The sequence below is a fragment of the Streptomyces sp. NPDC091649 genome (genome assembly GCF_044756785.1).
In the GTDB taxonomy this organism is placed as follows: domain Bacteria; phylum Actinomycetota; class Actinomycetes; order Streptomycetales; family Streptomycetaceae; genus Streptomyces.
On the sequence record NZ_JBIVTR010000014.1, the window covers coordinates 156,800 to 177,828 of the forward strand.

Below are 21,029 nucleotides of genomic sequence, written 5' to 3' on the forward strand. Positions count from 1 at the left end.
GGACCACGGGCCTGTCGTATCTCGCGGCTGGGGAACGGTGCCTCTTGAGGCGATTGATTGCCGCACTCGACTGTGTGCCGGGCCTCAAGACGCACTTCCTCTGCCTGCCAAGGAGCGACGACGGGGCTTCCAAGCCGCGCACGCCTCGTCGGGCCGGGGCGCCCCCGCCTCGATGCATCCCGTCCAGTCGGAGCGCGGACACGACGCCTTCGCCGCGTCGATCGTCGCCGACCTCAAGGACGCGGTCTCCCGCTGTCCCGGGGACGCCGGGCTGGGACGCCTCGTGCGGGAACTGCGGGAAGAGTCCGACGCCTTCGCCCATCACTGGGCCACCGGGACGGAGGCGGCCCAGCACACGACGGACCGCAAGACGACCAGGCATCCCGAGGTCGGTGACATCCTGTTCGACTGCGACGTCCTCATCGTCCCCGGCGCAGACCTGCGCATGGTCACCTACACGGCGACCGGAAGTGTCGAGGCGGGGAAACTGGACCTTCTTCGCGCCACGGGCGGCCGCACCGCCGACGCTCACCTCTGACTCGCACGGTCACCGACGGCCACGTCATCACCCTGCGCGCGGCACGTTGTGGACGCCCCCGGCGCGCCGAACGCTCAGCACGCCCGGACGGGTGAACCACTTGGCCGCAGAGGAATAGTGGGACGGGACCGTTGTTGTTCCCACCATGACTTCTGAGATTTCCGGAACGGGCAGGGCATTCGGACGCGTGGGGATCTGGAGCGGAGCCCTGCACGCGTCGCGGGTGGACGACGCGGGCAGGGGGGCCATCGCCGAGGCGGTCTCCGAGCTCGAGGAGCTGGGCTACGGCACCGTCTGGATCGGGGGCAGTCCGACGCCGGAGGACGCCGCCGCCGTCGTGGCCGCCACACGGTCGGTCACCGTGGCCACCGGCATCCTGAGCATCTGGAACCACACGGCCGAGGAGGTGGCTGCCGCCATCGCCGCGATCGAACCGGGGGCGCGCGCCCGCTTCGTCCTCGGTCTGGGCGTCAGCCACGGGCCGATGGTGCCGCAGTACGCGAAGCCGTACAGCGCCATGGTCTCCTACCTCGACGCACTCGACGCCGCCGATCCGTCCGTGGGTTCCGGCCACCGCGTCCTGGCGGCTCTCGGGCCGAAGATGCTGAAGCTCGCGGCGGGCCGGTCCCTGGGCGCGCACCCCTACCTCGTCACCACCGAGCACACCGCGGAGGCCCGCGAGGCGCTGGGCCCCGACGCCCTGCTCGCCCCGGAGCTGACCGTGGTGCTGGACACCGACCTCGAACGGGCCCGCACCACCGCGCGGGCGATGCTGGGGATGTATCTCCAACTGCCCAACTACACCGACAACCTGCTGCGCCTGGGGTTCGCCGCGGGCGACTTCGAGGGCGGCGGCAGCGTCCGTCTGCTCGACGCCCTGTTCGCTCTGGGCGACGCCGAGCGGGTGAGGAGCCGGACACAGGAGTACCTCGACGCCGGGGCCGACCACGTCGCGCTTCAGGTGCTGACCGCCGAGGAGGGCGGCGGGGGTCTGCCCCGGGCCGAGTGGCGTCAGCTGGCCGAGGCGTTCGGCGACGGTCTCTGACGTACTCCGGGGCGGTTCCGCGGCCGGCGCCCTCTCCCCCGAGCCGACCGGAGCCGCCCCTCCTCTCCCCTGTCAACACGCCGCGTCTCTCATCCCGTTCGGGTGAGGTACGGCGTGTCGGGAGGATCCCGGGGCGTCTCCGGGCGACCGATCGTGGAGGGGGAGTCGTGGGAGTGTCACGCGCGTACGGGCGAGCCATCAGCGAGGGGCCGACGCCGGCCGACGTGGCGGGAGCGCCCGCCCTGCCGTTTCCGAGCGGCTGGTCCGCACTGGCCTTCACCCACGAGTTGCGGCCGGGCACCGTGCTCACCCGGCCCCTCGCGGGGCGTGACGTCGTCCTGTACCGCACCGCCGCGGGAACGCTCCGCGCCGTCCATCCGTACTGCCCGCATCTGGGGGCCATCTCGGTCTGGCGAAGGTCGAGGGGGAGGAACTCACCTGCCCCTTCCACTTCTTCTCCTTCGGCCCCGACGGCACGTGTGCGCGCACGGGGTACGGCACGCCGCCGCCGCGGTCCCGGCTGACGCGTCTGCCCGGCCACGAGGTGAACGGGGGCGTCTTCGTCTGGCGGCACCATGACGGGCGTGATCACGCGTGCCCGCAGCGGCGACGGCGAGGACAGCGCCGTGCTTACCTGACCGGTCCGCTCCACGCCTGCCCCGAGCCCCGGTCTCCCTGTGCCTCTTCCCGGTGCCGCGGACGCCGGGGCTCCGCACTTCGGGCATCATTCGGGCAGTGATCACGGGAAAGCGGGCGGCCGGGCCGACCGAATCCGTCATCGTCCCGGCCCTGACCAGCACTGTCGCGCCCGGAAAGCGGGCACGAACGGGCCGAGTGGATGAGGTGAAGCGACTGGTCGCCGCCCCGGGACTGCTTGTACAAACGACACATGAGCCCGAACGGACCTTCGGGCTCCGCCCGCAACGGGCCCAGCAGCGACCAGGGAAGTGCGCCGTGGACACCGAGGAACGCCGTCGGGGAATTCTGGACACGGCCCGGCGGGAGGGATCGGTCGGCGTCAACGCCCTCGCGGACCTGTTCAAGGTGGCCAAGGAGACCGTCCGCCGCGATCTGCATGCGCTGGAGGAGCACGGGCTCGTGCGCCGGACCCACGGCGGCGCCTACCCCGTGGAGTCGGCCGGCTTCGAGACCACGCTCGCGGTCCGCACCACGCGCAACGTCCCGCAGAAGTCGCGGATCGCGACCGCCGCCGCCGATCTGCTCGGCGACGCCGAGACGGTCTTCGTCGACGAGGGCTTCACCCCGCAGCTCATCGCCGAGGCGCTCCCCCAGGACCGGCCGCTGACCGTGGTCACCGCTTCCCTGGCAGTCGCCACCTCCCTCGCCGGGGCCGAGAAGACGTCGGTCATCCTGCTGGGCGGCCGGGTACGCGGCTCGACGATGGCGACCGTCGACCACTGGGCCTCCCGGATGCTCGCGGACTTCGTCATCGACCTCGCGTATCTCGGAGCCAACGGCATCTCCCGGGAGTACGGGCTCACCACCCCGGATCCCGCCGTCGCCGAAGTGAAGGCGCAGGCTCTGCGCAGCTCCCGGCGGAGGATATTCGCCGGGATCCACAGCAAGTTCGGCGCGGTGAGCTTCTGCCGGTTCGCCGGGGTGAGCGACTTCGAAGCGATCGTCACCGACGCCGGACTGCCCTCGGCGGAGGCCCAGCGCTACACCCTCCTGGGGCCCCAGGTCGTCCGCATCTGACTGACCGGCCCGCCCACCGCACGGCTCCCCACCCGCGCCCCCCGCCGTCGTCCTCACCGCCGGGGCCCGGTCCGCCGTGCCCGCAGCACCCGTTCGCCCGCCACGACCCGATCACCGAGCCGCTACGACTGATCAGGAGCCCCCATGCCTCATCCAGGAACCCGCCGCCGACCACGTATACGCGCACGGGCCTGCGCCGTGACCGCCGCACTGGCCCTGCTCGCCACCGGTTGCGCGGGAGCGGGCGGGACCTCCTTCGGCGGCGGCGACGCGCTGAACGTGCTGATGGTCAACAACCCGCAGATGGTCGAACTGCAGAAGCTGACCGCGCGGCACTTCACGCGGGAGACCGGCATCAAGGTCCACTTCACGGTGCTGCCCGAGAACGACGTACGCGACAAGATCAGCCAGGACTTCTCCAACCAGGCCGGCCAGTACGACATCGCCACCATCAGCAACTTCGAGCTGCCGTTCTTCGCGAAGAACGGCTGGCTGCACCCGCTGGACGCGTACGCGGAGGCCGACACCGCCTTCGATCAGGAGGACATCCTGCGGCCTCTGCGGGAATCCCTGACCGCCGAGGACGGCAAGCTCTACGCCCAGCCGTTCTACGGCGAGTCGTCGTTCCTGATGTACCGCAAGGACGTCTTCGAGAAACACGGCCTCACCATGCCCGAGAAGCCGACCTGGCAGCAGGTGGCGAAGCTCGCCGAGCGGGCGGACGGGGCGGAGCGCGGGATGAAGGGCATCTGCCTGCGCGGACTGCCGGGCTGGGGTGAGGTCATCGCCCCGCTCACCACGGTCGTCAACACGATGGGCGGCACCTGGTTCACCGAGGACTGGGAACCACGGCTGACCGCGCCGGAGTTCAAGAAGGCGACGAAGTTCTACGTCGATCTCGTACGGGAGCACGGGGAGCTCGGCGCCCCCCAGTCCGGGTACGCCGAATGCCTCAACAACATGACCCAGGGCAAGTCCGCCATGTGGTACGACGCCACGGCGGGCGCCGGGTCCCTGGAGGCGAAGGGCTCCCCGGTGAAGGGGAAGATCGGTTACGTCCCCGCCCCCGTCGAGCGGACCGAGAGCTCCGGCTGGCTCTACACCTGGGCCTGGGGGCTGCAGAAGGCGTCCACGAAGGCCGACGACGCCTGGAAGTTCGTGTCCTGGGCGTCGAGCAAGGAGTACGAGGAGCTGGTCGGGGCCACCAGCGGGTGGTCCAACGTCCCCGCCGGCAAACGGGCGTCCACCTACGCCAACCCCGACTACCGGGCGGAGGCGGGCGCGTTCGCCGACGTCACCGAGCTGGCCATCTCCCAGGCCGATCCGAAGAATCCGGGCACCCAGCCCCGCCCGACCGCGGGCATCCAGTTCGTCGGCATACCCGAGTTCACCGACCTGGGCACGCGGGTGGCACAGGAGATCAGCGCCGCCATCGCGGGCCGCCAGTCGGTGGACGCCGCGCTCGCCGCCTCCCAGAAGCTGGCCGAGAAGGTCGCGGAGGAGTACCGATGACCGTCACCGCAACCAGGGAGACCACGTCCCCACCGGTCCCGGCGAAGAAGCCGGGCGGCGGCAGCCGGCGGCGCGCCTGGGCGACCCGCGCTCCCCTGCTGCCCGCGCTCGTCTTCCTGATCGCCGTCACCCAACTGCCCTTCGTGGCGACCCTGGTGATCTCCCTCTTCGACTGGAACTCCCTCAAGCCGGAGAAGCGCCACTTCACCGGACTGTCCAACTACGCGTCCGTCTTCACCGACGAGGCATTGCGCGAATCGGTCGTGACGACCGTGGTCCTGACCGCGTCCGTCGTCATCGTCAGCGTCGTGCTCGGACTCGTCTTCGCCCTGCTCCTGGACCGCGCCTTCTTCGGCCGGGGGTTCGTGCGCACCCTGCTGATCACGCCGTTCCTGCTGGTGCCCGTCTCCGCCGCGCTGCTGTGGAAGCACGCGCTCTACAACCCCGAGTACGGGCTGTTCAACGGTGCCCTCACCTGGTTCGGCGAGCTGTTCGGCATCGAGAGCGTCGCGCAGCCCGAGTGGACGTCCGAGATGCCGCTGATCGCCATCGAGGCGTCGCTCGTGTGGCAGTGGACGCCGTTCATGATGCTGATCCTGCTGGCCGGGCTGCAGAGCCGGCCGGCCGAGATCATGGAGGCCGCACGGCTGGACGGGGCCGGGCCCTGGCAGATGTTCCGCTACCTGACGCTTCCGCATCTGCGCCGCTACCTCGAACTCGGCATCCTGCTCGGGTCGGTGTACATCGTGCAGAACTTCGACGCGGTGTTCACCATCACCTCCGGCGGGCTCGGCACCGCCAATCTCCCCTACACCGTCTACGAGACCTTCTACCGGGCCCATGAGTACGGGCTGGCTTCCGCCGCGGGCGTGGTCGTGGTGATCGGCACGATCATCATCGCCACCTTCGCGCTCCGGGTGGTCTCGTCGCTCTTCCGTGAGGAGGCGAGCCGCGCATGAGCGTCTCGACCGCGACATCCCCTTCCGTCAGCCCCTCCACGCGCAAGGCCCGCCGACGCGGAGCCGCCCTCGGCGTGGCCGCGTGGGTCGTGGGGATCGGGTTCTGCCTGCCGGCCCTGTGGATGGTGCTGACGTCCTTCCACGCGGAAGCCGACGCGGCCACCAATCCGCCCTCTCTCGCCGCCGCGCTGACGCTGGACGGCTACCGCACGTTCTTCGGTGGCGGAGGCGGCCCGACGCCGTGGCCGCCGCTGGTCAACTCGCTGGCGGCCTCGTTCTTCTCGACCGTGCTGGTGCTGCTGCTCGCGCTTCCGGCCGCGTACGCGCTGTCCATCCGGCGGGTGCGCAAGTGGACGGACGTGATGTTCTTCTTCCTGTCCACCAAGATGCTGCCGGTGGTCGCGGGGCTGCTCCCGGTGTACCTGTTCGCGAAGAACGCGGGGCTGCTGGACAACATCTGGCTGCTGGTCCTGCTCTACACCTCGATGAACCTGCCGATCGCGGTGTGGATGATGCAGTCGTTCCTCGCGGACGTCCCCGTCTCCATCATCGAGGCGGCGCAGGTGGACGGGGCCCGGCTGCCGACGGTGCTGGGCCGGGTCGTCGCCCCGGTCGCCGGCCCCGGTATCGCCGCGACCGCCCTGATCTGCTTCATCTTCAGCTGGAACGAGCTGTTGTTCGCCCGGGTGCTGACCGGCGTGGTCGCCGGGACCGCACCCGTCCATCTGACCACCTTCGTCACCAGCCAGGGCCTCTTCCTGGCCCAGTTGTGCGCGGCGTCGGTGGTCGTGTCCCTGCCGGTGCTCGTCGCCGGCTACGCCGCCCAGGACAAACTCGTCCAGGGCCTCTCCCTGGGAGCAGTCAAATGAGGGCAGCCATCGTCGAATCCCCCGGCAAGGTGTCCGTGGTCACCGTTCCGGACCCCACGCCCGGCCCCCGCGACGTGGTCGTCGAGGTCGCGTCGTGCGGGCTGTGCGGCACCGACCTCCACATCCTCCAGGGCGAGTTCGCGCCGACCCTGCCGATCGTCCCCGGGCACGAGTTCGCCGGGGAGATCGTCGGCCTCGGCGCGGACGTCACCGAACTGGCGGTCGGCGACAAGGTGGCCGTGGACCCCTCGCTGCACTGCCACGAGTGCCGCTACTGCCGTTCGGGGCGGGGCAACCTCTGCGACAACTGGGCGGCGATCGGCGTCACCGTCCCCGGGGGCGCGGCCGAGTTCGCGGTGGCGCCCGTCGCCAACTGCGTACGCCTGCCCGAGCACATCGACGTGCGGGACGCGGCGCTGATCGAGCCGCTGTCCTGCGCGGTGCGGGGGTATGACGTCCTCAACGGCAATCTCGGGGCGCAGGTGCTGATCTACGGGTCCGGGACCATGGGTCTGATGATGCTGGAGCTGGCCAAGCGCACCGGCGCCGCGTCGGTGGACATCCTGGACGTCAACGCCCAACGGCTGGCCACCGCGACGACCCTGGGGTGCACCGGAGCGGCCGCCCGCGCCGAGGAGCTGGACCACCGGGGCGGCTGGGACGTCGTCATCGACGCCACCGGCAACGCGGGCGCCATCCAGGACGGTCTGGGGAGGGTCGCCAAGGGCGGTACGTTCCTCCAGTTCGGGGTCTCCGACTACGCCACGACCGCGGTGATCGAGCCGTACCGGATCTACAACCAGGAGATCACCATCACCGGGTCGATGGCGGTCCTGCACAGCTACGAGCGGGCCGCGGCGCTCTTCGCGAGCGGGGTGCTGGACGCGTCGGTGTTCATCAGCGACCGGCTGCCGCTGGAGCAGTACCCGGAGGCCATCGAGCGCTTCCGGGCGGGGATCGGCCGCAAGATCGTGGTCGAGCCGTGACGGATACCCGGGCCCCGGACGCCCCCTGCGGCCGGTGCCCCGGTTCCGGCTCCGTGCTCGTGCTCGGCGAGGCGCTGGTGGATCTGGTGCCGGCCGGCGGCGACGCCGGGGTGCGGGCGGCCCAGCCGGGCGGCGCTCCCGCGAACGTCGCGGTGGGCCTGGCCCGGCTCGGCGGTCGGCCGTCCTTCGTGGGCGGGCTCGGCGACGACGCCTTCGCGGGGAGCATCGAGGCGTGGCTGACCGGTGCGGGCGTCGATCTCTCGCTGAGCGCCCGGTCGCCGCTGCCCACGGCGCTCGCCGTGGCCGACCCGGGCGAACACGGGAACACCTACCGTTTCCACTTCGGGGACACGGCGACCTTCCGGCTGCCCGACCGCACCGGGGAGACGGCGCGCTTCGACGCTGTGTACGCGGGCGGGCTCGCCGCGGTCGTGGAGCCGGCCGCCGGCGTCGTGGCCGCCACCGCGCGCGCGGCCGCCCGCTCGGGGCTGCTCGCGGTGGACCCGAACGTGCGGGAGGACCGCGTGCTCGATCCCGTGCGGAGTCTCGGCCGGCTGCGCGAGCTGTGCTCTCTCGCCCAGGTCGTCAAGGCGAGTGACGAGGATCTGGTGCGCCTGTGGCCGGACGCCGCCCCGGAGGCGAGCTGTCGCAAGCTCGCCGGGGAGGGCCGCTTGGTGGTGATGACGCGGGGTTCGAGGGGCGCCACCGCGTACGTCCACGACGCACCGGCGGTCTCGGTCCCCGCCCTGCCGGTGCGGGTGGTGAACACCATCGGGGCGGGCGACGCGTTCATGGCGGGGATGCTGACCTGGCTCGGGGCGCAGGCCCGCTGGGATCCGGCGCTGTCCGCCGCGGGAACGAAGGCGATGCTGGTGTACGCGGCCAGGACGGCCGCGTCGGTCTGCGCCACGGCGGGAACGGAACCCACGGCCCCGCTTGAGGTGTGAAGCCGACGCCCATCGGGCATCACCATCAGGACCCGAGTTCCGCACGGCCCTCCCCCGGCCCACGGAAAGCGCCGCGGCCCCACCCGGCTCTAGAGCCCGGTGGGGCCGCGGCGTCGCCTCAGCTCTGCGGACGCCTGCCGTGGTTCGCGGCGTTCTTGCGGCGGGCCTTCTTCTTACGACGTCGCTTCGAGGACATCGAACCCTCCCTCTCTCTGCTGGGTACTCCGTTGCGGGCGGTGCGGCCCGGCGATCACCTCGCCGCACTCCCACCCACACCGTGGCAAACACCTGGTGCGCACGCAACCGACGGTGCACCGCCGAGCGGGTGTGGACAGGTGTGCGGATGCCCGGTCCGCCGGGCGTGCCGCCGCGCGTGGCCGTCGACGGGCGGGCCGCTCAGGGCCGGTAGCGCAGCGGATGGTCATCCGGCACCTGGACGACGGCGATCCGCACACCGTCGGGGTCGGCGATCCACATCTCGACCAGTCCCCAGGGCTCGCGCCTCGGCGGCCGCAGGATGCTCACGCCCTTCGCCCGCAGTTCGTCGTGGGCGGCTTCGGCGTCGTCGACCTGGAGCCAGATCCGCAGCGACGCGGAGGGCGGCTCCTCGCCCCGGCCGGAGACCTCCAGGAAGCCGCCGCCGAGGAAATAGACCGTGCCGCGCTCCGGCCCCGTACCGAATTCCCGGTAGACGGCGAGGCCCAGGGCCTCGCCGTAGAAGGCGCGGGAGCGCTCGGGGTCGGTGGGGCGCAACAGGATCCTGCTGCCCAGTACGTGCACCATGGGCCGAGCGTACGCCTTTCGCTCCGGTGGGCCGGGGTCCCGGGGTCCGTCAGTCGGTCAGCCCGTCGATGAAGTCCTCCGCGCACCGGTCCTCGGCGGACTGCCCGTCGGCCTGGTTCATGCAGTCCTCGAAGTTCTGGAACTCCTGGGAGTCGAACACGGAGACGGCCAGCACGAGGACGACCGCGGAACCGATGAGGCCGATCGCTCCGAGCGCGGCGCCCACTATCGCCATCGCCCGGCGCGGCGCACGGCCCTGGCGGGTGCGGAGCGCGGCGATGATGCCGAAGACGACGGCGAGCAGGCCGAGGAGCAGTCCGCCCACCACGGTCCAGAAGAACAGGCAGGCGATGAGGCCGAGGACGAGTGCGGCGACCGCGAAGCCGTTGGTCCGTGCCGGCTCCTGGCCGCCGTAGGGGTCGTGGCCGGTCGCGGGCTGCCCCGGGTACGAGGAATCCGGGTACGAGGGAAGGGACATCGGGGAAGTGCTCCTGTTCTCCTGGCTTCCCCTCCACCTGCCCCGTGGCGTGGTCTCCATGCGCCGCGTTGGTCACGCTCCGGCAACTAAATGCCCTGGCCAGGGGCTTCTCGGTGGAGCTCGGCCGACAGGTGGTGCTGGAGCGGGCGGCCGACCGCGGCGAGATCGTGGACGAAGGCCAGCGTGTCCTGGTCCGTCAGGGTGTAACGGCGGCGGGTGGCGTCGACCTCCTTGGCGGTGGGGGCGAGGGACACCCGCTCGGTGGCGAGGTCGACGGCGCCGCCGCGGGCGTGGCCGACCGAGATCTCCGCGATGCCGGTGGGCTGGGTGATCAGGGCCTCCACCCGCCCGTCCGGCCGCAGGCGCCACCACCCGCTCTCCCGTGCGGACGGCCGCACGGGGTGCCCGTCGGCGTCGAGCAGCCAGGCCCGGGCCTCGTACGCGAGGAAGGGCCGCCCGTCATGGCTGAAGGTGACCTCCTGCGCGTACGTGAAGTCCGCGTCGAGCGTCGGATACCCGCCGCGGCCCGTGCCCCGCCAGGTGCCGAGGTAGCCGGCCACCGGGGCGAGCAGCGGATGCGGCGCGGGGGACGCGTCGGGGCGGAGGGCGTCGGGGAAGGGCAGTGGGCGAACGGGGTCGTGCATGGGTGTGCGCTCCTGGATCGGGGCCGGTGCAGGATCGCAGCGTAGGGCCTTTCGTCCGGAGCGGGCCGGAGCAGGCCGGAACCGGTCCGTAGCGGGCGGCCGCAGGGCGGCGGAGGGAGTCGCCGTAGAGCACGGGCGGTCGACGGCAGAGCGGCGGGCGTGTGTGCCGGGGGCCGCCGGACACGCCCCAGCCCGGCCCGCTCCGGACGAACGGCCCCGGGGGCTCCCCGTCGGACCGCCGTCGTCGCGCGGCAGACGGTGGTCCGACGGGGAGCGCCCGGGGCCGGGAGCGCGGCGGCTCTCACGCGGGGTCCGCCGCCATGCCCTCCCTCAGGCTCCTGGGCCGCAGGTCGGTCCAGTTCTGCTCGACGTAGTCCAGACAGGCCCGGCGGGTGTCCTCCGGGTGGGCCACGGCCCATCCGGCGGGCACCTCGGCGAACGCGGGCCACAGGGAGTGCTGCCCCTCGTCATTGATGAGCACCAGGTAGGCGCCGTCCTCGTCGTCGAACGGATTGGTCACCGCATCCTCCATCAACATAGGTAAGGCTGGCTTTACTTGGTCGCCAGCGACCTTACCCACCCAACTCGCTGTTGACGCACCGACTTCCCCGCCCGGCTCGCCCGGGCCCGGTCGCGATCGGCCGGCACACCCCGCCCCACGGCGGCGCGGGAGCGCCCGCCCCTCCGTGACTCGGGCACGGGGAACGGGCAGGGTCAGAGCCCGAGGTCGCTCAGGCGGGACTCGTAGCGGATGGTGCGTTCCTCGGAGTCGGCGGCCGGGCTGTCCCACAGGGCCTCCAGCTCGGATCGCACGGTGCCGGGCAGCGCCTCGTACCGCTCCGACCAGGTGTCGGAGTTCGGTATCCAGTAGCCGACGACCTTGAAGCGATCCGCCGGGAGCCCCAGCTCGCGCCGGAGGTAGCGACGCACCGACCGCAGGGCGTTGGTCTCCCCCGCGACCCAGACGTACCCGCCAGCGAAGTCCGTGCCGGGCGGGACGGCGGCGGCGACGAGGTCGGCCAGGCGGCTGGGACCGTGGCCGTTTCCGCCGTAGGTCCAGGTCACCTTGGAGTCGGGCAGCTCACGCAGGGGCAGTACGGCCGAGGGGTCCGGCGCCTCCAGAACCACCCGGGTCCTGACATGGTCCGGCGTGCTCTCCAGCAGGCGGGCGGCGGCGGGCAGACCGGTCTGGTCGGCGACCAGCACCTGCCAGGAGAGGTCGGCCGGGGGGCTGTAGAGCCCGGTGGGATCGTTGATGCCCACGAGGTCCCCGGGCTTCGCCTCGGCCGCCCAGCCGGACGCCACCCCGCCCTCGTGCATGACGAAGTCGACGTCGACCTCGCCCGCCTCCGGGCGCACCGCTCGGATCGTATAGGTGCGCATCGGCGCGACGGGGCGACCCGCAGGGGTCTCCCAGCCGCCCTGTTCGGTCGTCAGGGGCAGGGAGACGTCGGTGCGGTCCGGGCCGTGCGGAAGGAAGATCCGCACGTACTCGTCACCGACTCCGGTGCTCCTGAAGCCCGTCAGACCGGCCCCGTGGAAGGTGACGCGGGTCATGGCCGTGGTGAGCGGCCGCACTCGGGCGACGACGGCTCGGTGGATCGTCATGGACACTGCCCCTTCGTACGCGTGGTCGGCCTGAGCGCCTCGCCGCCGGGACGAGAGAACCGAATTGACTTAGGCCAGCCTAACCTTCCATGAAAGCGGGTTCGAGACCGCATCGGTCACCGGTCGGGCGGCGGGCCCCCGAGGCCGCCACGGTTGACAGCGGCCCAGTGGCACCGCGACCGCCATGTGCCGACCCGCTGGACGGACGATCCGGCCGGAGCCATCCCGACCGGTCGCCCGCGTCCCGGCGGCTGGGAGTGGATCGCCGATGATTCGGGGGGATTCGACGGTCGGTGACGATCTAGCATGGCGTGATGAGCCGACTGCCGACCCCTCACGCCCGGCGCTCCGTACTCCGTCTGCTGGGTGGCGTCCTGGTGACCGTTCCGCTCGCGGCCTGTGGCTCGGAGCCCGAACCACTCTCGCCGTCGCCCGCCGGGAAGGCGACCGGATCGCCCTCGGCCGCGACGGGGGAAGCCGGGCGGGCCTTCGCCGCGCTGGAGCGGGAGTACGCGGCGCGGCTCGGCGTGTACGCCGTCGACACCGGGTCCGGACACACGGTCTCCCACCGTGACGGGGAACGGTTCGCCTACGCCTCCACGTTCAAGGCGCTGGCGGCGGGGGCCGTGCTGCGCGAGCACGGTCTGGACGGGCTGGAGAAGGTGGTGACGTACCGCCGTGAGGACCTGGTCGACCACTCGCCCGTCACCGAGAAGCACGTGGCCACCGGAATGAGCCTCGGCGATCTGTGCGCCGCGGCCATCCACCGGAGCGACAACACCGCGGGCAACCTGCTGTTCGACGCGATCGGCGGGCCACGGAGGCTGCAGGCCGTGCTCGCGGAGCTGGGGGACGAGGTGACCCTGATGGAGCGCCGGGAGACCGAGCTCAACGAGTGGTCTCCCGGCGCCGTCCGCGACACCAGTACGCCCCGGGCCCTGGCCGAGGACCTGCGGGCCTTCGTCCTGGGCGATGCCCTCGGCAAGCCGGAGCGGGCCCGGCTCGTCCAGTGGCTCAGGACCAGCACCACGGGCGGCGAACTGATCCGGGCGGGGGTCCCGAAGGGGTGGACCGTCGGCGACAAGTCCGGGGCGGGCGGTACGTACGGGACGCGCAACGACATCGCCGTGGTGTGGCCGCCCGACGCGGCACCGCTCGTGGTGGCGGTGCTCTCGAACCGGAAGGAGGCGGACGCCGATTTCGACAACACGCTGATCGCGAAGGCGGCGTCCGCCGCGGTCGGCGCCCTGACCGGGCAGGACGCCTGAGGGCGCTCCCGCAAGCCCTGACGGATCAGCGCGCGGCGTCAGTCGCGGTGCGTCGCTCGCAAGGCGGAGGGGCGCCCGCACACCGGATGTCTGTGGACGTTCCGACAACGCGGCGAGGTGCCGTGGCTGTCGTCGCGCGCCCGCCGGGAATCGCAAGACAACCGTTGGGACGTCAGTCCTCCGCGAGCACGGCGTCGATCTCGCCGAGGAAGTCGTCCAGGTCACCGGGGTTCCGGGAGGTGATCAGCGGCCAGCCCGAGGCGTCGTCGCGGACCACCGGCTTGTCGACCCAGGTGCCGCCGGCGTTGCTGATGTCGGTCCGCAGCGAGGCGTACGAGGTCAGCGTCTTGCCTTGAACGTAGCCGCCCTCCACCAGCGCCCACGGCCCGTGGCAGATGGCGGCCACCGGCCGTCCCGACGCGGTGAACGAGCTGACGATCCGGGTGGTGGCCTCCTCCAGGCGCAGGGAGTCGGCGTTCAGCGTGCCGCCCGGGATCAGCAGGAGGTCGTACGCCGCGGGGTCGACGTCGTCGAGGGTGAGATCGGGCCGCACCGTCTCGCCGGGGTCGCGGTCGCCGACGAGGGTGCGGATTCCGTCGGCGGAGACCGCCGCCACGCCGACCTGCGCGCCGTGTCCGCGCAGGTGCTTCACGGGGACCATGAGTTCGTCCTGCTCGACTCCGTAGTTGGTGACGATCACCAGGATCCGGCGGTCGTCGAGAGCGGTGGTGGACATGGACTGCTCCGTTCCTCTGGTTTCGTTCTTCCGGTGCTTTCAGGCGGTGCTGTTCAGGCGGTCGTGGGGGACATGGCTGGTGCGGTGGTGCCGGAGGTCCGGGGGCGGCGGCTCATCCCGCCGTGATGCGGATACATTCGGCGACGGTGTCGCGCAGGCTTCCGGTCCGCGCCAGGATCTCGCGCTGGGCCCGGGCGCCGTTCCCGCGCCGGACCACGTCGGCCAGGGCCTTCTCCGCGGCCGCGAGGTCGCCGCAGTCCTCCAGCGCGTCCCGGACATGGTCCAGCAGGACCCGCAGGACGTCGGCAGCGGGCGCCGGCCGCAGGGTGAGCGGGTGGACCAGCCGGTCCTCCAGGCCCGAGCGGCCCGCCTGCCACGAAGCCACCCGCAGCAGGGACGTGCTGACTGCCGGGGGCGGCTCACCGGCCCGCCACTCCCGTGCGGCCGTGTCCACCAGCCCTCGTACCAGCGTGGCCAGCAGCACGGTGTCGGCCGGGTCCAGGCAGACGTCCGCGATCCTGACCTCCACCGTGGGGTAGCGGTGCGAGAGGCGCGCGTCGAAGTAGACCATCCCCTCGTCCCGGAGCGCTCCCGTACCGATCAGCGACCGCACCTGGGCGTGGTACGCCTCCGCGGAGCCGTGGACGTCCACCGGGCCGGCCGACGGCCAGCGCCCCCACACCCGGCTGCGGTAGCTGCTGTACCGGCTGTCCTTCCCCTGCCAGAAGGGGGAGTTCGCACTCAGGGCGAGCAGGACGGGGAGCCAGCGGCGCACCCGGTCGAGCACGGCGACGCCCTCCTCGTCCGAGGCCACCGAGACGTGGATGTGGCAGCCGCAGGTCAGCTGCTCCTGGGCGGTCAGCCCGTAGCGCTCCGCCATCCACTGGTACCGCTCCCCCGTGCCGATCTTGGGACTGACCGGGAGCGGCGAGGTCGCCAGAGCCGCGACCGACGCCCCGGCGTCGGCGGCGTGCCGTACCGCCTCCGCACGCCACCGGCGGACCGAGGCGTCGAGCTCGCCCATGTCCGTGCACGGGTGCGTGGAGAACTCCAGCTGCTGTCGGTGCAGTTCCGGCTCGAACGCCGATACTCCGCCCGCGTCCTTCTCGGCGATCGCCAGCACCGCCGAGGACAGGGCCCGTGCTTCTCCGCTCGCCGCGTCGACCAGCAGCAGTTCTTCCTCGACACCCACCGTCCGGGCCACAGCACCCCTCCCCTTCGACGGGCGGTCAGGCGGAGAGGACGGAGTCGTCCTCGGGCCGGGCGCCGGGCAGCCGGTGGCGGGCGGCGACCAGCGCGCTGTCGACGTCGCCGGTGCCGGTCGACACGCACAGCGTGTACGCCACGTCGTCCATGCGCTGCCGGGCCTCTTCACCGCCGCTCTCCGCGTGCAGCACGCGCAGTACCTCGTACTGCTCGACCAGATTGCGCAGTACGGTCGGGTGAGCCATCAGCATGCGAAGTATCCTTCCGCCGGATTCGCCGGGTGAACGTCGGGTGCCCTGTGGGGGCAACGCCCCGGGTACCCACACACCGGCGGGCCACACATCAGGGGCGAGATGTCCGGCGGGCGGCGCGCCGGTGTGTTCCGGGCCTCGCCGGGCGGGGGGACTGCTTGGCGCGGGAGCGGGTACTCACCACAGCGCACCGATCCTCCCCGGCCCTGCCGGGGCAGCACGGAAGGAAGCTCTCATGACCGACCGCAGGCCGGAAGGCACCGCCTACACCGGAGCTTCCGGCAGCCCGCCCCCCGTACCGGCGGACCTGCCGGACCAGCAGGCCCAGGTGGGCGAGGACGCTCTCGACATACCGATACCCGAGCGGGTCGCCCGGGAGAGCGGGGACCCCGAACTGGACGAGGCCGGAGCCGGCCGGGGCTCTCCGCGCCACGCGGGCGCACACCCCGAGAAGCACCCGGCCCCCGAGGAGACGACGGACTGACCGGCCGGTGCGGGTGTGCCGCCCGGCTGTGGTCCCGGCTACCCGTCCGGCCCCTGCGCTCACCCGGACGCCCCGGAGCCCCGGAGCGCGTCGCGCTCCGGGGCTCCGGGGTCGGTCTACCCGGATCAGGCGGTGGTGATGTTCTCCGCCTGCGGGCCCTTCTGGCCCTGGGTGATGTCGAAGGTCACCGCCTGGCCTTCCTGGAGCTCACGGAAGCCGGAGGAGTTGATGTTGGAGTAGTGCGCGAAGACGTCGGGGCCGCCGCCGTCCTGCGCGATGAAGCCGAAGCCCTTTTCCGAGTTGAACCACTTGACGGTTCCGCTGGCCATGCCTGTACCTCTCAGCAGTGAACGGATCCGCACCGCGCGGACCCGGAGGTGATCGCCCTGGTTCTCAGGCACTGCACAGCAAAACGCCCGCGCCAGGCGCGGGCAGGTACTGCGAACCACGACATCTTCCGGCGACGCTACACGGCGGGATCACTCCTCACCAGAGAGCAACGCCATTTTGCTGTGGATCACCTTCACGGTCACCGGCTCGTACCACACCGACTACGGTCCGTTCAGGGCCTGTCGGCGTGTCACCGGGCATGGACGCCCGGTGACGCGAACCCGGCTGCCGGACGCCCGCGCACTGTCCGGCCGCGGTGAGCAGGAGGCCGTCCGGCCCCTTCCCCCGGGCGCTACTGGATGAACCGGGGCAGCCAGCGCGCCTGGTAGTCGGGGTGACCGGCGTACTCGGCGGCGAGCTGCCGTACGGCGAAGCCCAGGCCCACCGCCCGGCCGGAGCGGAAGTCCTCGGCCGGGCGGTCGGTGTCCAGGTGGGCCACCTCGACGTACTCGCCGAGCATGACGCGGTTCGTCTCGACGCGCTCCAGGGTCCGCGCGGGGTCCTGGAGGGCGATGTGCTGGTCGAAGCCCCGGCCCCGCACCGTGAAAGCCACCCCGCCGGTGCGGTCGTGGACCTCGCCCGGCACATCGGCCGGGCACCGCCATCGGTCCCCGCCGGCGGCCAGTGCGACGTGTTCCTCGTCGGCGAGCCGCGCCCGGACGAAGGCCACCATGTCTGCGTTGGTGCCCATTGGATGCCGCTCCCTTGCGCTGATGGATCTCTGCACTGGCTACGGGGAGCATTCTGGTGGACCCGGCACGGCACGATCCACCTCCGCATCCGGTTCACCCCACCGTGTCCCCCGTGTTCCCGGCCGCGTCCCCGGTCTTCGCCGCGGCCCGGTCGGTGAGCAGCCGGTGCAGGGGTTCGGTCTCCCGGCGGCGGTACTCCTGCACCGCCCAGCCGTTCCCGTCCGGGTCGGTGAAGTACATGAAGGTCGCCCCGTCGTCGGGGGCGTACCGCTGCGGCTCGGAGACCTCGACGCCCCGGCCGGCCAGCTCGGCGTGTGCGGCGCCGATGTCGGTGACGCAGAGCTGGAGGCCGTGGTACGCCCCCGGCCGCGGGGTTCCGGTCGGGTGCGGGAGACCGTCCGTGAGGGCGATCGAACAGCCGGATCCCGGCGGCGTCAACTGGACGACGCGGGCGCCGGGCATCACCTCGTCGTCGATGTCGACGGCGAAGCCGAGCTTGTCCCGGTAGAAGTCCCGGGCGCGGTCGATGTCGGTCACGGGGAGTTCGATCACTTCGAGGGTCCAGTCCATCGGTCAGTCCCTTTCGCGGGTGGGTCGGTGTCCCTGGCGGGCGGCGGCCCGCCAGGGACCCGGCGTGGTTCGTCCGCTTCGCCGTCGACCGTCGCCTCCCCGGCGAGCGGTGTCGCACCGCCCTGGAGGCGTGCCAGGTCGGCGGGCCGGACCTGGATGACGAACAGGGCGACCAGGGCGGCGACCACGGCGAAGCAGGCGGCGACGACGAAGGCGCTGGAGACGCCCGAGGTGAGGACCGCGTCACCCCAGGGCGGCGGCAGCTCGCCCGTCCGGCGGAACTCCAGCAGTTGGGCGGGGGTGCCCTCCCGGAGGAATCCCGGCACCTGGTCGGTGGCTTCGTCGCGGCTGGCCGTGCCGAACGTCGTGACCAGGATCGACAGCCCGAGGGATCCGCCGACCTGCTGGGTGGCGTTGAGGATGCCGGAGGCGGCGCCCGCCTCCTTCGGGGCGACGCCCGAGACCGCCATGAGGGTCAGCGACACGAACTGCATGCCCATGCCGAAGCCGAAGACGAGCATGGGACCGAGGATCGAGCCGAGGTAGGAGCTGTGGACGTCGGTCAGCGTCAGCCAGCCGAGCCCGACGGCGGCCAGGAGCGCGCCCGCCACCATGAAGGGCTTGGGACCCCAGCGGGGAAGCCGTTGCGAGGCCAGGCCGGCGCTGACCGCGATGACGGCGCTCACCGGCAGGAAGGCGAGGCCGGCCCGCAGCGGGCTGAAGTCGAGGACGTTCTGCACGAAGAGGGTCAGGAAGAAGAACATCCCGAACATCGCGGCGGCGAGGCTGAGCATCATCGCGTAAGAACCGGCGCGATTGCGGTCACGGAACATCCACAGCGGTGTGATGGGCTGTTTCGAGCCCCGTTCGATCGTGATGAACACCGCGAGGAGCACCACGGCGGCCGCGAACGAGCCGAGGGTGAGCGCGTCGGTCCAGCCGTCCTCGGAGGCGCGGATGAAGCCGTAGACGAGCAGCACCATGCCGACCGTCGACGTGAGCGCGCCGGTGACGTCGAAGTGGCCCGGACGGCGTTCGGACTCGGGGATGTAGCGGCGGGTCGCCAAGGCGATCAGGAGGCCGATGGGAATGTTGACGTAGAGGACCCAGCGCCAGTCCAGCCACTCCACCAGCACTCCGCCCGCGAGCAGCCCGATCGCGCTGCCGCCCGCCGAGACGGCCGCGAACACGCCGAACGCCCGGTTGCGTTCGGGGCCCTCGCGGAAGGTGGTGGTGATCAGCGACAGGGCGGTGGGCGAGGCGATCGCGCCGCCGACGCCCTGGAGCGAGCGGGCCGCCAGCAACTGCCAGGACTCCTGGGAGAGTCCGCCGAGCAGAGACGCGAACACGAAGAGGAGCACGCCGAGGACGAACACCCGGCGGCGGCCGAGGATGTCGCCGAGACGTCCGCCGAGCAGGAGCAGGCCGCCGAAGGTCAGCGTGTAGGCGTTGACGACCCAGGAGAGGTTCTCGGTGGAGAACCCCAGATCCTTCTGCATGTGCGGAAGTGCGATGTTGACGATGGTGACGTCGAGGACCACCATCAGCTGGCACGATGCGATGACCAGCAGTGCCAGTCCGCCGCGGTGCCGATCAGAGGTCTTGGCCGTATCGACAGGTGTCGCGTAGGAGCCCGTCATGGTGGGGTTCGTCTCTCGTGCCGAGGGCAGTGCGCCCCGTGGGGCGGCCGGTTTCTCCATCGGTCGGATGAACGCGGGCGTTCACCCGAACGACGTTATGACGGAACCCCGGGCCCCGCCAATCGAGCGACGAGGGCCGCGCGGGGCCTCGGTTCACTGGAGCGCGTGGACCGCCGTGCGGAAGACGGCGGGCGCCCGGTGGGCCGCGGCGACGATCAGCCGGCCCGAGGACGGCTGGCCCGCGGCGCCCAGCAGGGCCGCGGTGAGCAGGCGGTAGCGCCTCGTGACCCGCGCCCACCGGCGCGGGTAGTCCTCGGGCCGCCCGGCGGTCAGGCAGTCGACCGCGGCCGTCGCGGTGGCGACCGCCAGGGCGATGCCCTCGCCGGTCAGGGCGTCCACGTATCCGGCGGCGTCGCCGACCAGCAGGACGCGCCCGGCCCGCCGGCCCAGCGCCCGCTGACGCAGCGGACCCGCTCCGCGTACGGGGGTGGCGCCGGGGGCGGCCGCGAGCCGGGCCGCGAGGACGGGGAAGGCGGCCAGGTGCCGGTCGTAGGGGCGGCGGTCGCGGCTCAGGACGGCCACCCCCACCAGGCGATCGCCGACCGGGGTCACGTACGCCTCGCCGTGCCGGGACCAGTGGACCTCGACATGGTCCGTCCACGGGGCGAGCGTGTAGTGGCGGCGCAGACCGTAGCGGCCGGGCCCGGGGAAGGGCCGGTCGAGGCCGAGGGCGCGGCGCAGCGGGGAGTGGAGCCCGTCGGCGGCGATGAGCCAGCGCGCGGCGAGCCCGCCGGCGGTGACCGCGTGCTCGTCCTGGCGGATCTCCCCCACCTTTCCGGTGACCACGCGTACGCCGAGGGCGGCGGCCCGCTCGTGCAGGGCGGCCTGGAGTTCGGTGCGGCGGACGCCCGCACCGGGGCCGCCGCGGAAGGCCGCCTCCGCGCTGTGCCGGCCGTCGGTGTAGCGGATGCCCCGCAGTGCGTGGCCGGTCACCCGTACGCCGAGGTCGCGCAGGGCCGCGACGCCGCCGGGCATGATGCCCTCGCCGCACGCCTTGTCGACCGGTGCGGTGCGCGGCTCGACCACCACCGCCTCCAGCCCCGCCGAAGCGGCCCGGATCGCGGCGGCCAGCCCGGCCGGTCCGCCGCCCGCGACCAGGACGTCGATCACGCCCGTGCCTCCACGGCGGGGAGGCGGGCCAGCGCCCCGTCCTCGCACCGGATCCGCACCGCCATGAGAGCGGCGTTGAGGACGGTGAACACCAGGGCCGTCACCCACGCCCCGTGGACCAGGGGCAGCGCCAGGCCCTCGGCGGCGACGGCGACGTAGTTCGGGTGGCTCAGCCACCGGTAGGGACCGCCGGTCACCGGGGACAGGCCGGGCACCACGATGACCCGCGTATTCCAGCGGGGACCGAGCGTACGGACGCACCACCAGCGCAGCCCCTGCGCGAGCACGACGACGGCGGCCATCGCCCAGCCGAGCAGGGGCGCGAAGGCGCGTTCGGCGAACCCGGCCTCGGCCAGGCAGCCAGCCAGGAGTCCGGTGTGCAGCGCGACCATCGCCGGATAGTGGCCGCGGCCCGATTCGGCGCCGCCGCGGGCGAGGCTCCAGCGGGTGTTGCGGCGGGCCACGACGAGCTCGGCGAGGCGCTCGGCCGCGACGGCCAGCACCAGCAGGGTGTACCAGATCATGGGTGACTCCCGT

The 21,029-nt window shown here is 72.3% G+C and carries 24 protein-coding genes and 1 pseudogene; 11 read left to right on the forward strand and 14 right to left on the reverse strand.

The window, feature by feature from the left end; genetic code table 11:
- Positions 1-172: 172 nt before the first annotated feature.
- The 9 genes and pseudogenes from ACIQMU_RS23060 to ACIQMU_RS23100 all read left to right on the forward strand — a co-directional run bounded on the left by ACIQMU_RS23060 (position 173) and on the right by ACIQMU_RS23100 (position 8,572).
- On the forward strand, positions 173-538 hold the full coding sequence (locus tag ACIQMU_RS23060; RefSeq protein ID WP_402689583.1) for a hypothetical protein: 366 nt from the start codon (positions 173-175) through the stop codon (positions 536-538).
- A gap of 145 nt (positions 539-683) precedes the next feature.
- Positions 684-1,583, forward strand: coding sequence for a TIGR03620 family F420-dependent LLM class oxidoreductase (locus ACIQMU_RS23065; RefSeq protein ID WP_352242477.1), 900 nt, complete (start codon positions 684-686; stop codon positions 1,581-1,583).
- Between the two features lie 167 nt (positions 1,584-1,750).
- Positions 1,751-2,214: pseudogene (locus ACIQMU_RS23070) on the forward strand (Rieske 2Fe-2S domain-containing protein); the annotation flags it as partial.
- Between the two features lie 323 nt (positions 2,215-2,537).
- Positions 2,538-3,299, forward strand: a complete 762-nt coding sequence (locus ACIQMU_RS23075) for a DeoR/GlpR family DNA-binding transcription regulator (RefSeq protein ID WP_402689584.1) — start codon at positions 2,538-2,540, stop codon at positions 3,297-3,299.
- 144 nt (positions 3,300-3,443) lie between these two features.
- Entirely contained in the window at positions 3,444-4,811 is a 1,368-nt protein-coding gene (locus tag ACIQMU_RS23080) for a sugar ABC transporter substrate-binding protein (RefSeq protein WP_352242475.1), read from the forward strand.
- Positions 4,808-5,770: a sugar ABC transporter permease gene (locus ACIQMU_RS23085; protein ID WP_352242474.1), complete on the forward strand. Its 963-nt coding sequence runs from the start codon at positions 4,808-4,810 to the stop codon at positions 5,768-5,770. Before ACIQMU_RS23080 ends, ACIQMU_RS23085 begins: the two co-directional genes overlap by 4 nt.
- Positions 5,767-6,639: a carbohydrate ABC transporter permease gene (locus tag ACIQMU_RS23090; RefSeq protein WP_352242473.1), complete on the forward strand. Its 873-nt coding sequence runs from the start codon at positions 5,767-5,769 to the stop codon at positions 6,637-6,639. Before ACIQMU_RS23085 ends, ACIQMU_RS23090 begins: the two co-directional genes overlap by 4 nt.
- Positions 6,636-7,625 carry a zinc-dependent alcohol dehydrogenase family protein gene (locus ACIQMU_RS23095; RefSeq protein ID WP_352242472.1) on the forward strand — a complete coding sequence of 330 codons (990 nt, stop codon included), beginning with the start codon at positions 6,636-6,638 and terminating at the stop codon, positions 7,623-7,625. Before ACIQMU_RS23090 ends, ACIQMU_RS23095 begins: the two co-directional genes overlap by 4 nt.
- Entirely contained in the window at positions 7,622-8,572 is a 951-nt protein-coding gene (locus tag ACIQMU_RS23100; protein WP_402689585.1) for a PfkB family carbohydrate kinase, read from the forward strand. The genes ACIQMU_RS23095 and ACIQMU_RS23100 overlap by 4 nt, the downstream gene beginning before the upstream one ends.
- Positions 8,573-8,968: 396 nt before the next feature.
- Here the strand turns inward: ACIQMU_RS23100 and ACIQMU_RS23105 are convergent, their stop codons facing one another.
- From ACIQMU_RS23105 to ACIQMU_RS23125, 5 genes are all read right to left on the reverse strand, one after another.
- On the reverse strand, positions 8,969-9,355 hold the full coding sequence (locus ACIQMU_RS23105; RefSeq protein ID WP_352242723.1) for a VOC family protein: 387 nt from the start codon (positions 9,353-9,355) through the stop codon (positions 8,969-8,971).
- 49 nt (positions 9,356-9,404) lie between these two features.
- The gene (locus ACIQMU_RS23110) at positions 9,405-9,833 is read right to left on the reverse strand and encodes a DUF4190 domain-containing protein (RefSeq protein WP_352242722.1); all 429 of its coding nucleotides are present in this window, start codon (positions 9,831-9,833) and stop codon (positions 9,405-9,407) included.
- An 86-nt stretch (positions 9,834-9,919) separates the two neighbouring features.
- Positions 9,920-10,477: an FABP family protein gene (locus ACIQMU_RS23115; protein ID WP_352242721.1), complete on the reverse strand. Its 558-nt coding sequence runs from the start codon at positions 10,475-10,477 to the stop codon at positions 9,920-9,922.
- A 301-nt stretch (positions 10,478-10,778) separates the two neighbouring features.
- Positions 10,779-10,997: an MbtH family protein gene (locus ACIQMU_RS23120; protein WP_352242720.1), complete on the reverse strand. Its 219-nt coding sequence runs from the start codon at positions 10,995-10,997 to the stop codon at positions 10,779-10,781.
- Positions 10,998-11,191: 194 nt separating this feature from the next.
- Entirely contained in the window at positions 11,192-12,085 is an 894-nt protein-coding gene (locus ACIQMU_RS23125) for a siderophore-interacting protein (RefSeq protein WP_402689586.1), read from the reverse strand.
- A gap of 314 nt (positions 12,086-12,399) precedes the next feature.
- Between ACIQMU_RS23125 and bla the strand changes: the two genes are divergently transcribed.
- A complete protein-coding gene (gene bla, locus ACIQMU_RS23130; protein WP_352242718.1) occupies positions 12,400-13,353 on the forward strand; it encodes a class A beta-lactamase in 954 nt (317 codons plus the stop codon).
- 172 nt (positions 13,354-13,525) lie between these two features.
- On the opposite strand, the gene ACIQMU_RS23135 is transcribed toward bla, so the two are convergent.
- The 3 genes from ACIQMU_RS23135 to ACIQMU_RS23145 form a co-directional block, all read right to left on the reverse strand.
- Positions 13,526-14,089: a type 1 glutamine amidotransferase domain-containing protein gene (locus ACIQMU_RS23135; protein WP_352242717.1), complete on the reverse strand. Its 564-nt coding sequence runs from the start codon at positions 14,087-14,089 to the stop codon at positions 13,526-13,528.
- A gap of 112 nt (positions 14,090-14,201) precedes the next feature.
- Entirely contained in the window at positions 14,202-15,293 is a 1,092-nt protein-coding gene (locus tag ACIQMU_RS23140) for a glutamate--cysteine ligase (RefSeq protein ID WP_352242716.1), read from the reverse strand.
- Positions 15,294-15,318: 25 nt separating this feature from the next.
- Positions 15,319-15,546, reverse strand: a complete 228-nt coding sequence (locus tag ACIQMU_RS23145; RefSeq protein ID WP_352242715.1) for a DUF5133 domain-containing protein — start codon at positions 15,544-15,546, stop codon at positions 15,319-15,321.
- A gap of 235 nt (positions 15,547-15,781) precedes the next feature.
- On the opposite strand from ACIQMU_RS23145, the gene ACIQMU_RS23150 reads away from it, so the two are divergent.
- A complete protein-coding gene (locus tag ACIQMU_RS23150; protein ID WP_352242714.1) occupies positions 15,782-16,030 on the forward strand; it encodes a hypothetical protein in 249 nt (82 codons plus the stop codon).
- Between the two features lie 125 nt (positions 16,031-16,155).
- Here ACIQMU_RS23150 and ACIQMU_RS23155 read toward each other — a convergent pair whose 3' ends face one another.
- From ACIQMU_RS23155 to ACIQMU_RS23180, 6 genes are all read right to left on the reverse strand, one after another.
- A complete protein-coding gene (locus ACIQMU_RS23155) occupies positions 16,156-16,359 on the reverse strand; it encodes a cold-shock protein (RefSeq protein WP_032791721.1) in 204 nt (67 codons plus the stop codon).
- A 353-nt stretch (positions 16,360-16,712) separates the two neighbouring features.
- Entirely contained in the window at positions 16,713-17,111 is a 399-nt protein-coding gene (locus ACIQMU_RS23160) for a DUF6221 family protein (protein WP_352242713.1), read from the reverse strand.
- A 94-nt stretch (positions 17,112-17,205) separates the two neighbouring features.
- Complete coding sequence (locus ACIQMU_RS23165) at positions 17,206-17,682, reverse strand: VOC family protein (RefSeq protein ID WP_352242712.1); 477 nt, start codon at positions 17,680-17,682, stop codon at positions 17,206-17,208.
- Positions 17,661-19,322: an MFS transporter gene (locus ACIQMU_RS23170; RefSeq protein ID WP_402689587.1), complete on the reverse strand. Its 1,662-nt coding sequence runs from the start codon at positions 19,320-19,322 to the stop codon at positions 17,661-17,663. Before ACIQMU_RS23170 ends, ACIQMU_RS23165 begins: the two co-directional genes overlap by 22 nt.
- 153 nt (positions 19,323-19,475) lie before the next feature.
- Positions 19,476-20,492 (reverse strand): FAD-dependent monooxygenase, encoded by a 1,017-nt coding sequence (locus ACIQMU_RS23175; RefSeq protein ID WP_352242710.1) that lies wholly within the window; start codon positions 20,490-20,492, stop codon positions 19,476-19,478.
- The gene (locus ACIQMU_RS23180) at positions 20,489-21,016 is read right to left on the reverse strand and encodes an isoprenylcysteine carboxyl methyltransferase family protein (RefSeq protein ID WP_352242709.1); all 528 of its coding nucleotides are present in this window, start codon (positions 21,014-21,016) and stop codon (positions 20,489-20,491) included. Before ACIQMU_RS23180 ends, ACIQMU_RS23175 begins: the two co-directional genes overlap by 4 nt.
- Between the last annotated feature and the right edge of the window lie 13 nt (positions 21,017-21,029).

Bases quoted from the DNA above. Each gene is read 5' to 3' on its own strand.
- ACIQMU_RS23060 (WP_402689583.1), top strand. From the start codon at position 173: ATGCATCCCGTCCAGTCGGAGCGCGGACACGACGCCTTCGCCGCGTCG.
- ACIQMU_RS23065 (WP_352242477.1), top strand. From the start codon at position 684: ATGACTTCTGAGATTTCCGGAACGGGCAGGGCATTCGGACGCGTGGGG.
- ACIQMU_RS23080 (WP_352242475.1), top strand. From the start codon at position 3,444: ATGCCTCATCCAGGAACCCGCCGCCGACCACGTATACGCGCACGGGCC.
- ACIQMU_RS23085 (WP_352242474.1), top strand. From the start codon at position 4,808: ATGACCGTCACCGCAACCAGGGAGACCACGTCCCCACCGGTCCCGGCG.
- ACIQMU_RS23090 (WP_352242473.1), top strand. From the start codon at position 5,767: ATGAGCGTCTCGACCGCGACATCCCCTTCCGTCAGCCCCTCCACGCGC.
- ACIQMU_RS23095 (WP_352242472.1), top strand. From the start codon at position 6,636: ATGAGGGCAGCCATCGTCGAATCCCCCGGCAAGGTGTCCGTGGTCACC.
- ACIQMU_RS23105 (WP_352242723.1), bottom strand. From the start codon at position 9,355: ATGGTGCACGTACTGGGCAGCAGGATCCTGTTGCGCCCCACCGACCCC.
- ACIQMU_RS23110 (WP_352242722.1), bottom strand. From the start codon at position 9,833: ATGTCCCTTCCCTCGTACCCGGATTCCTCGTACCCGGGGCAGCCCGCG.
- ACIQMU_RS23115 (WP_352242721.1), bottom strand. From the start codon at position 10,477: ATGCACGACCCCGTTCGCCCACTGCCCTTCCCCGACGCCCTCCGCCCC.
- ACIQMU_RS23125 (WP_402689586.1), bottom strand. From the start codon at position 12,085: ATGACGATCCACCGAGCCGTCGTCGCCCGAGTGCGGCCGCTCACCACG.
- bla (WP_352242718.1), top strand. From the start codon at position 12,400: ATGAGCCGACTGCCGACCCCTCACGCCCGGCGCTCCGTACTCCGTCTG.
- ACIQMU_RS23135 (WP_352242717.1), bottom strand. From the start codon at position 14,089: ATGTCCACCACCGCTCTCGACGACCGCCGGATCCTGGTGATCGTCACC.
- ACIQMU_RS23145 (WP_352242715.1), bottom strand. From the start codon at position 15,546: ATGCTGATGGCTCACCCGACCGTACTGCGCAATCTGGTCGAGCAGTAC.
- ACIQMU_RS23150 (WP_352242714.1), top strand. From the start codon at position 15,782: ATGACCGACCGCAGGCCGGAAGGCACCGCCTACACCGGAGCTTCCGGC.
- ACIQMU_RS23155 (WP_032791721.1), bottom strand. From the start codon at position 16,359: ATGGCCAGCGGAACCGTCAAGTGGTTCAACTCGGAAAAGGGCTTCGGC.
- ACIQMU_RS23160 (WP_352242713.1), bottom strand. From the start codon at position 17,111: ATGGGCACCAACGCAGACATGGTGGCCTTCGTCCGGGCGCGGCTCGCC.
- ACIQMU_RS23165 (WP_352242712.1), bottom strand. From the start codon at position 17,682: ATGGACTGGACCCTCGAAGTGATCGAACTCCCCGTGACCGACATCGAC.
- ACIQMU_RS23170 (WP_402689587.1), bottom strand. From the start codon at position 19,322: ATGACGGGCTCCTACGCGACACCTGTCGATACGGCCAAGACCTCTGAT.
- ACIQMU_RS23180 (WP_352242709.1), bottom strand. From the start codon at position 21,016: ATGATCTGGTACACCCTGCTGGTGCTGGCCGTCGCGGCCGAGCGCCTC.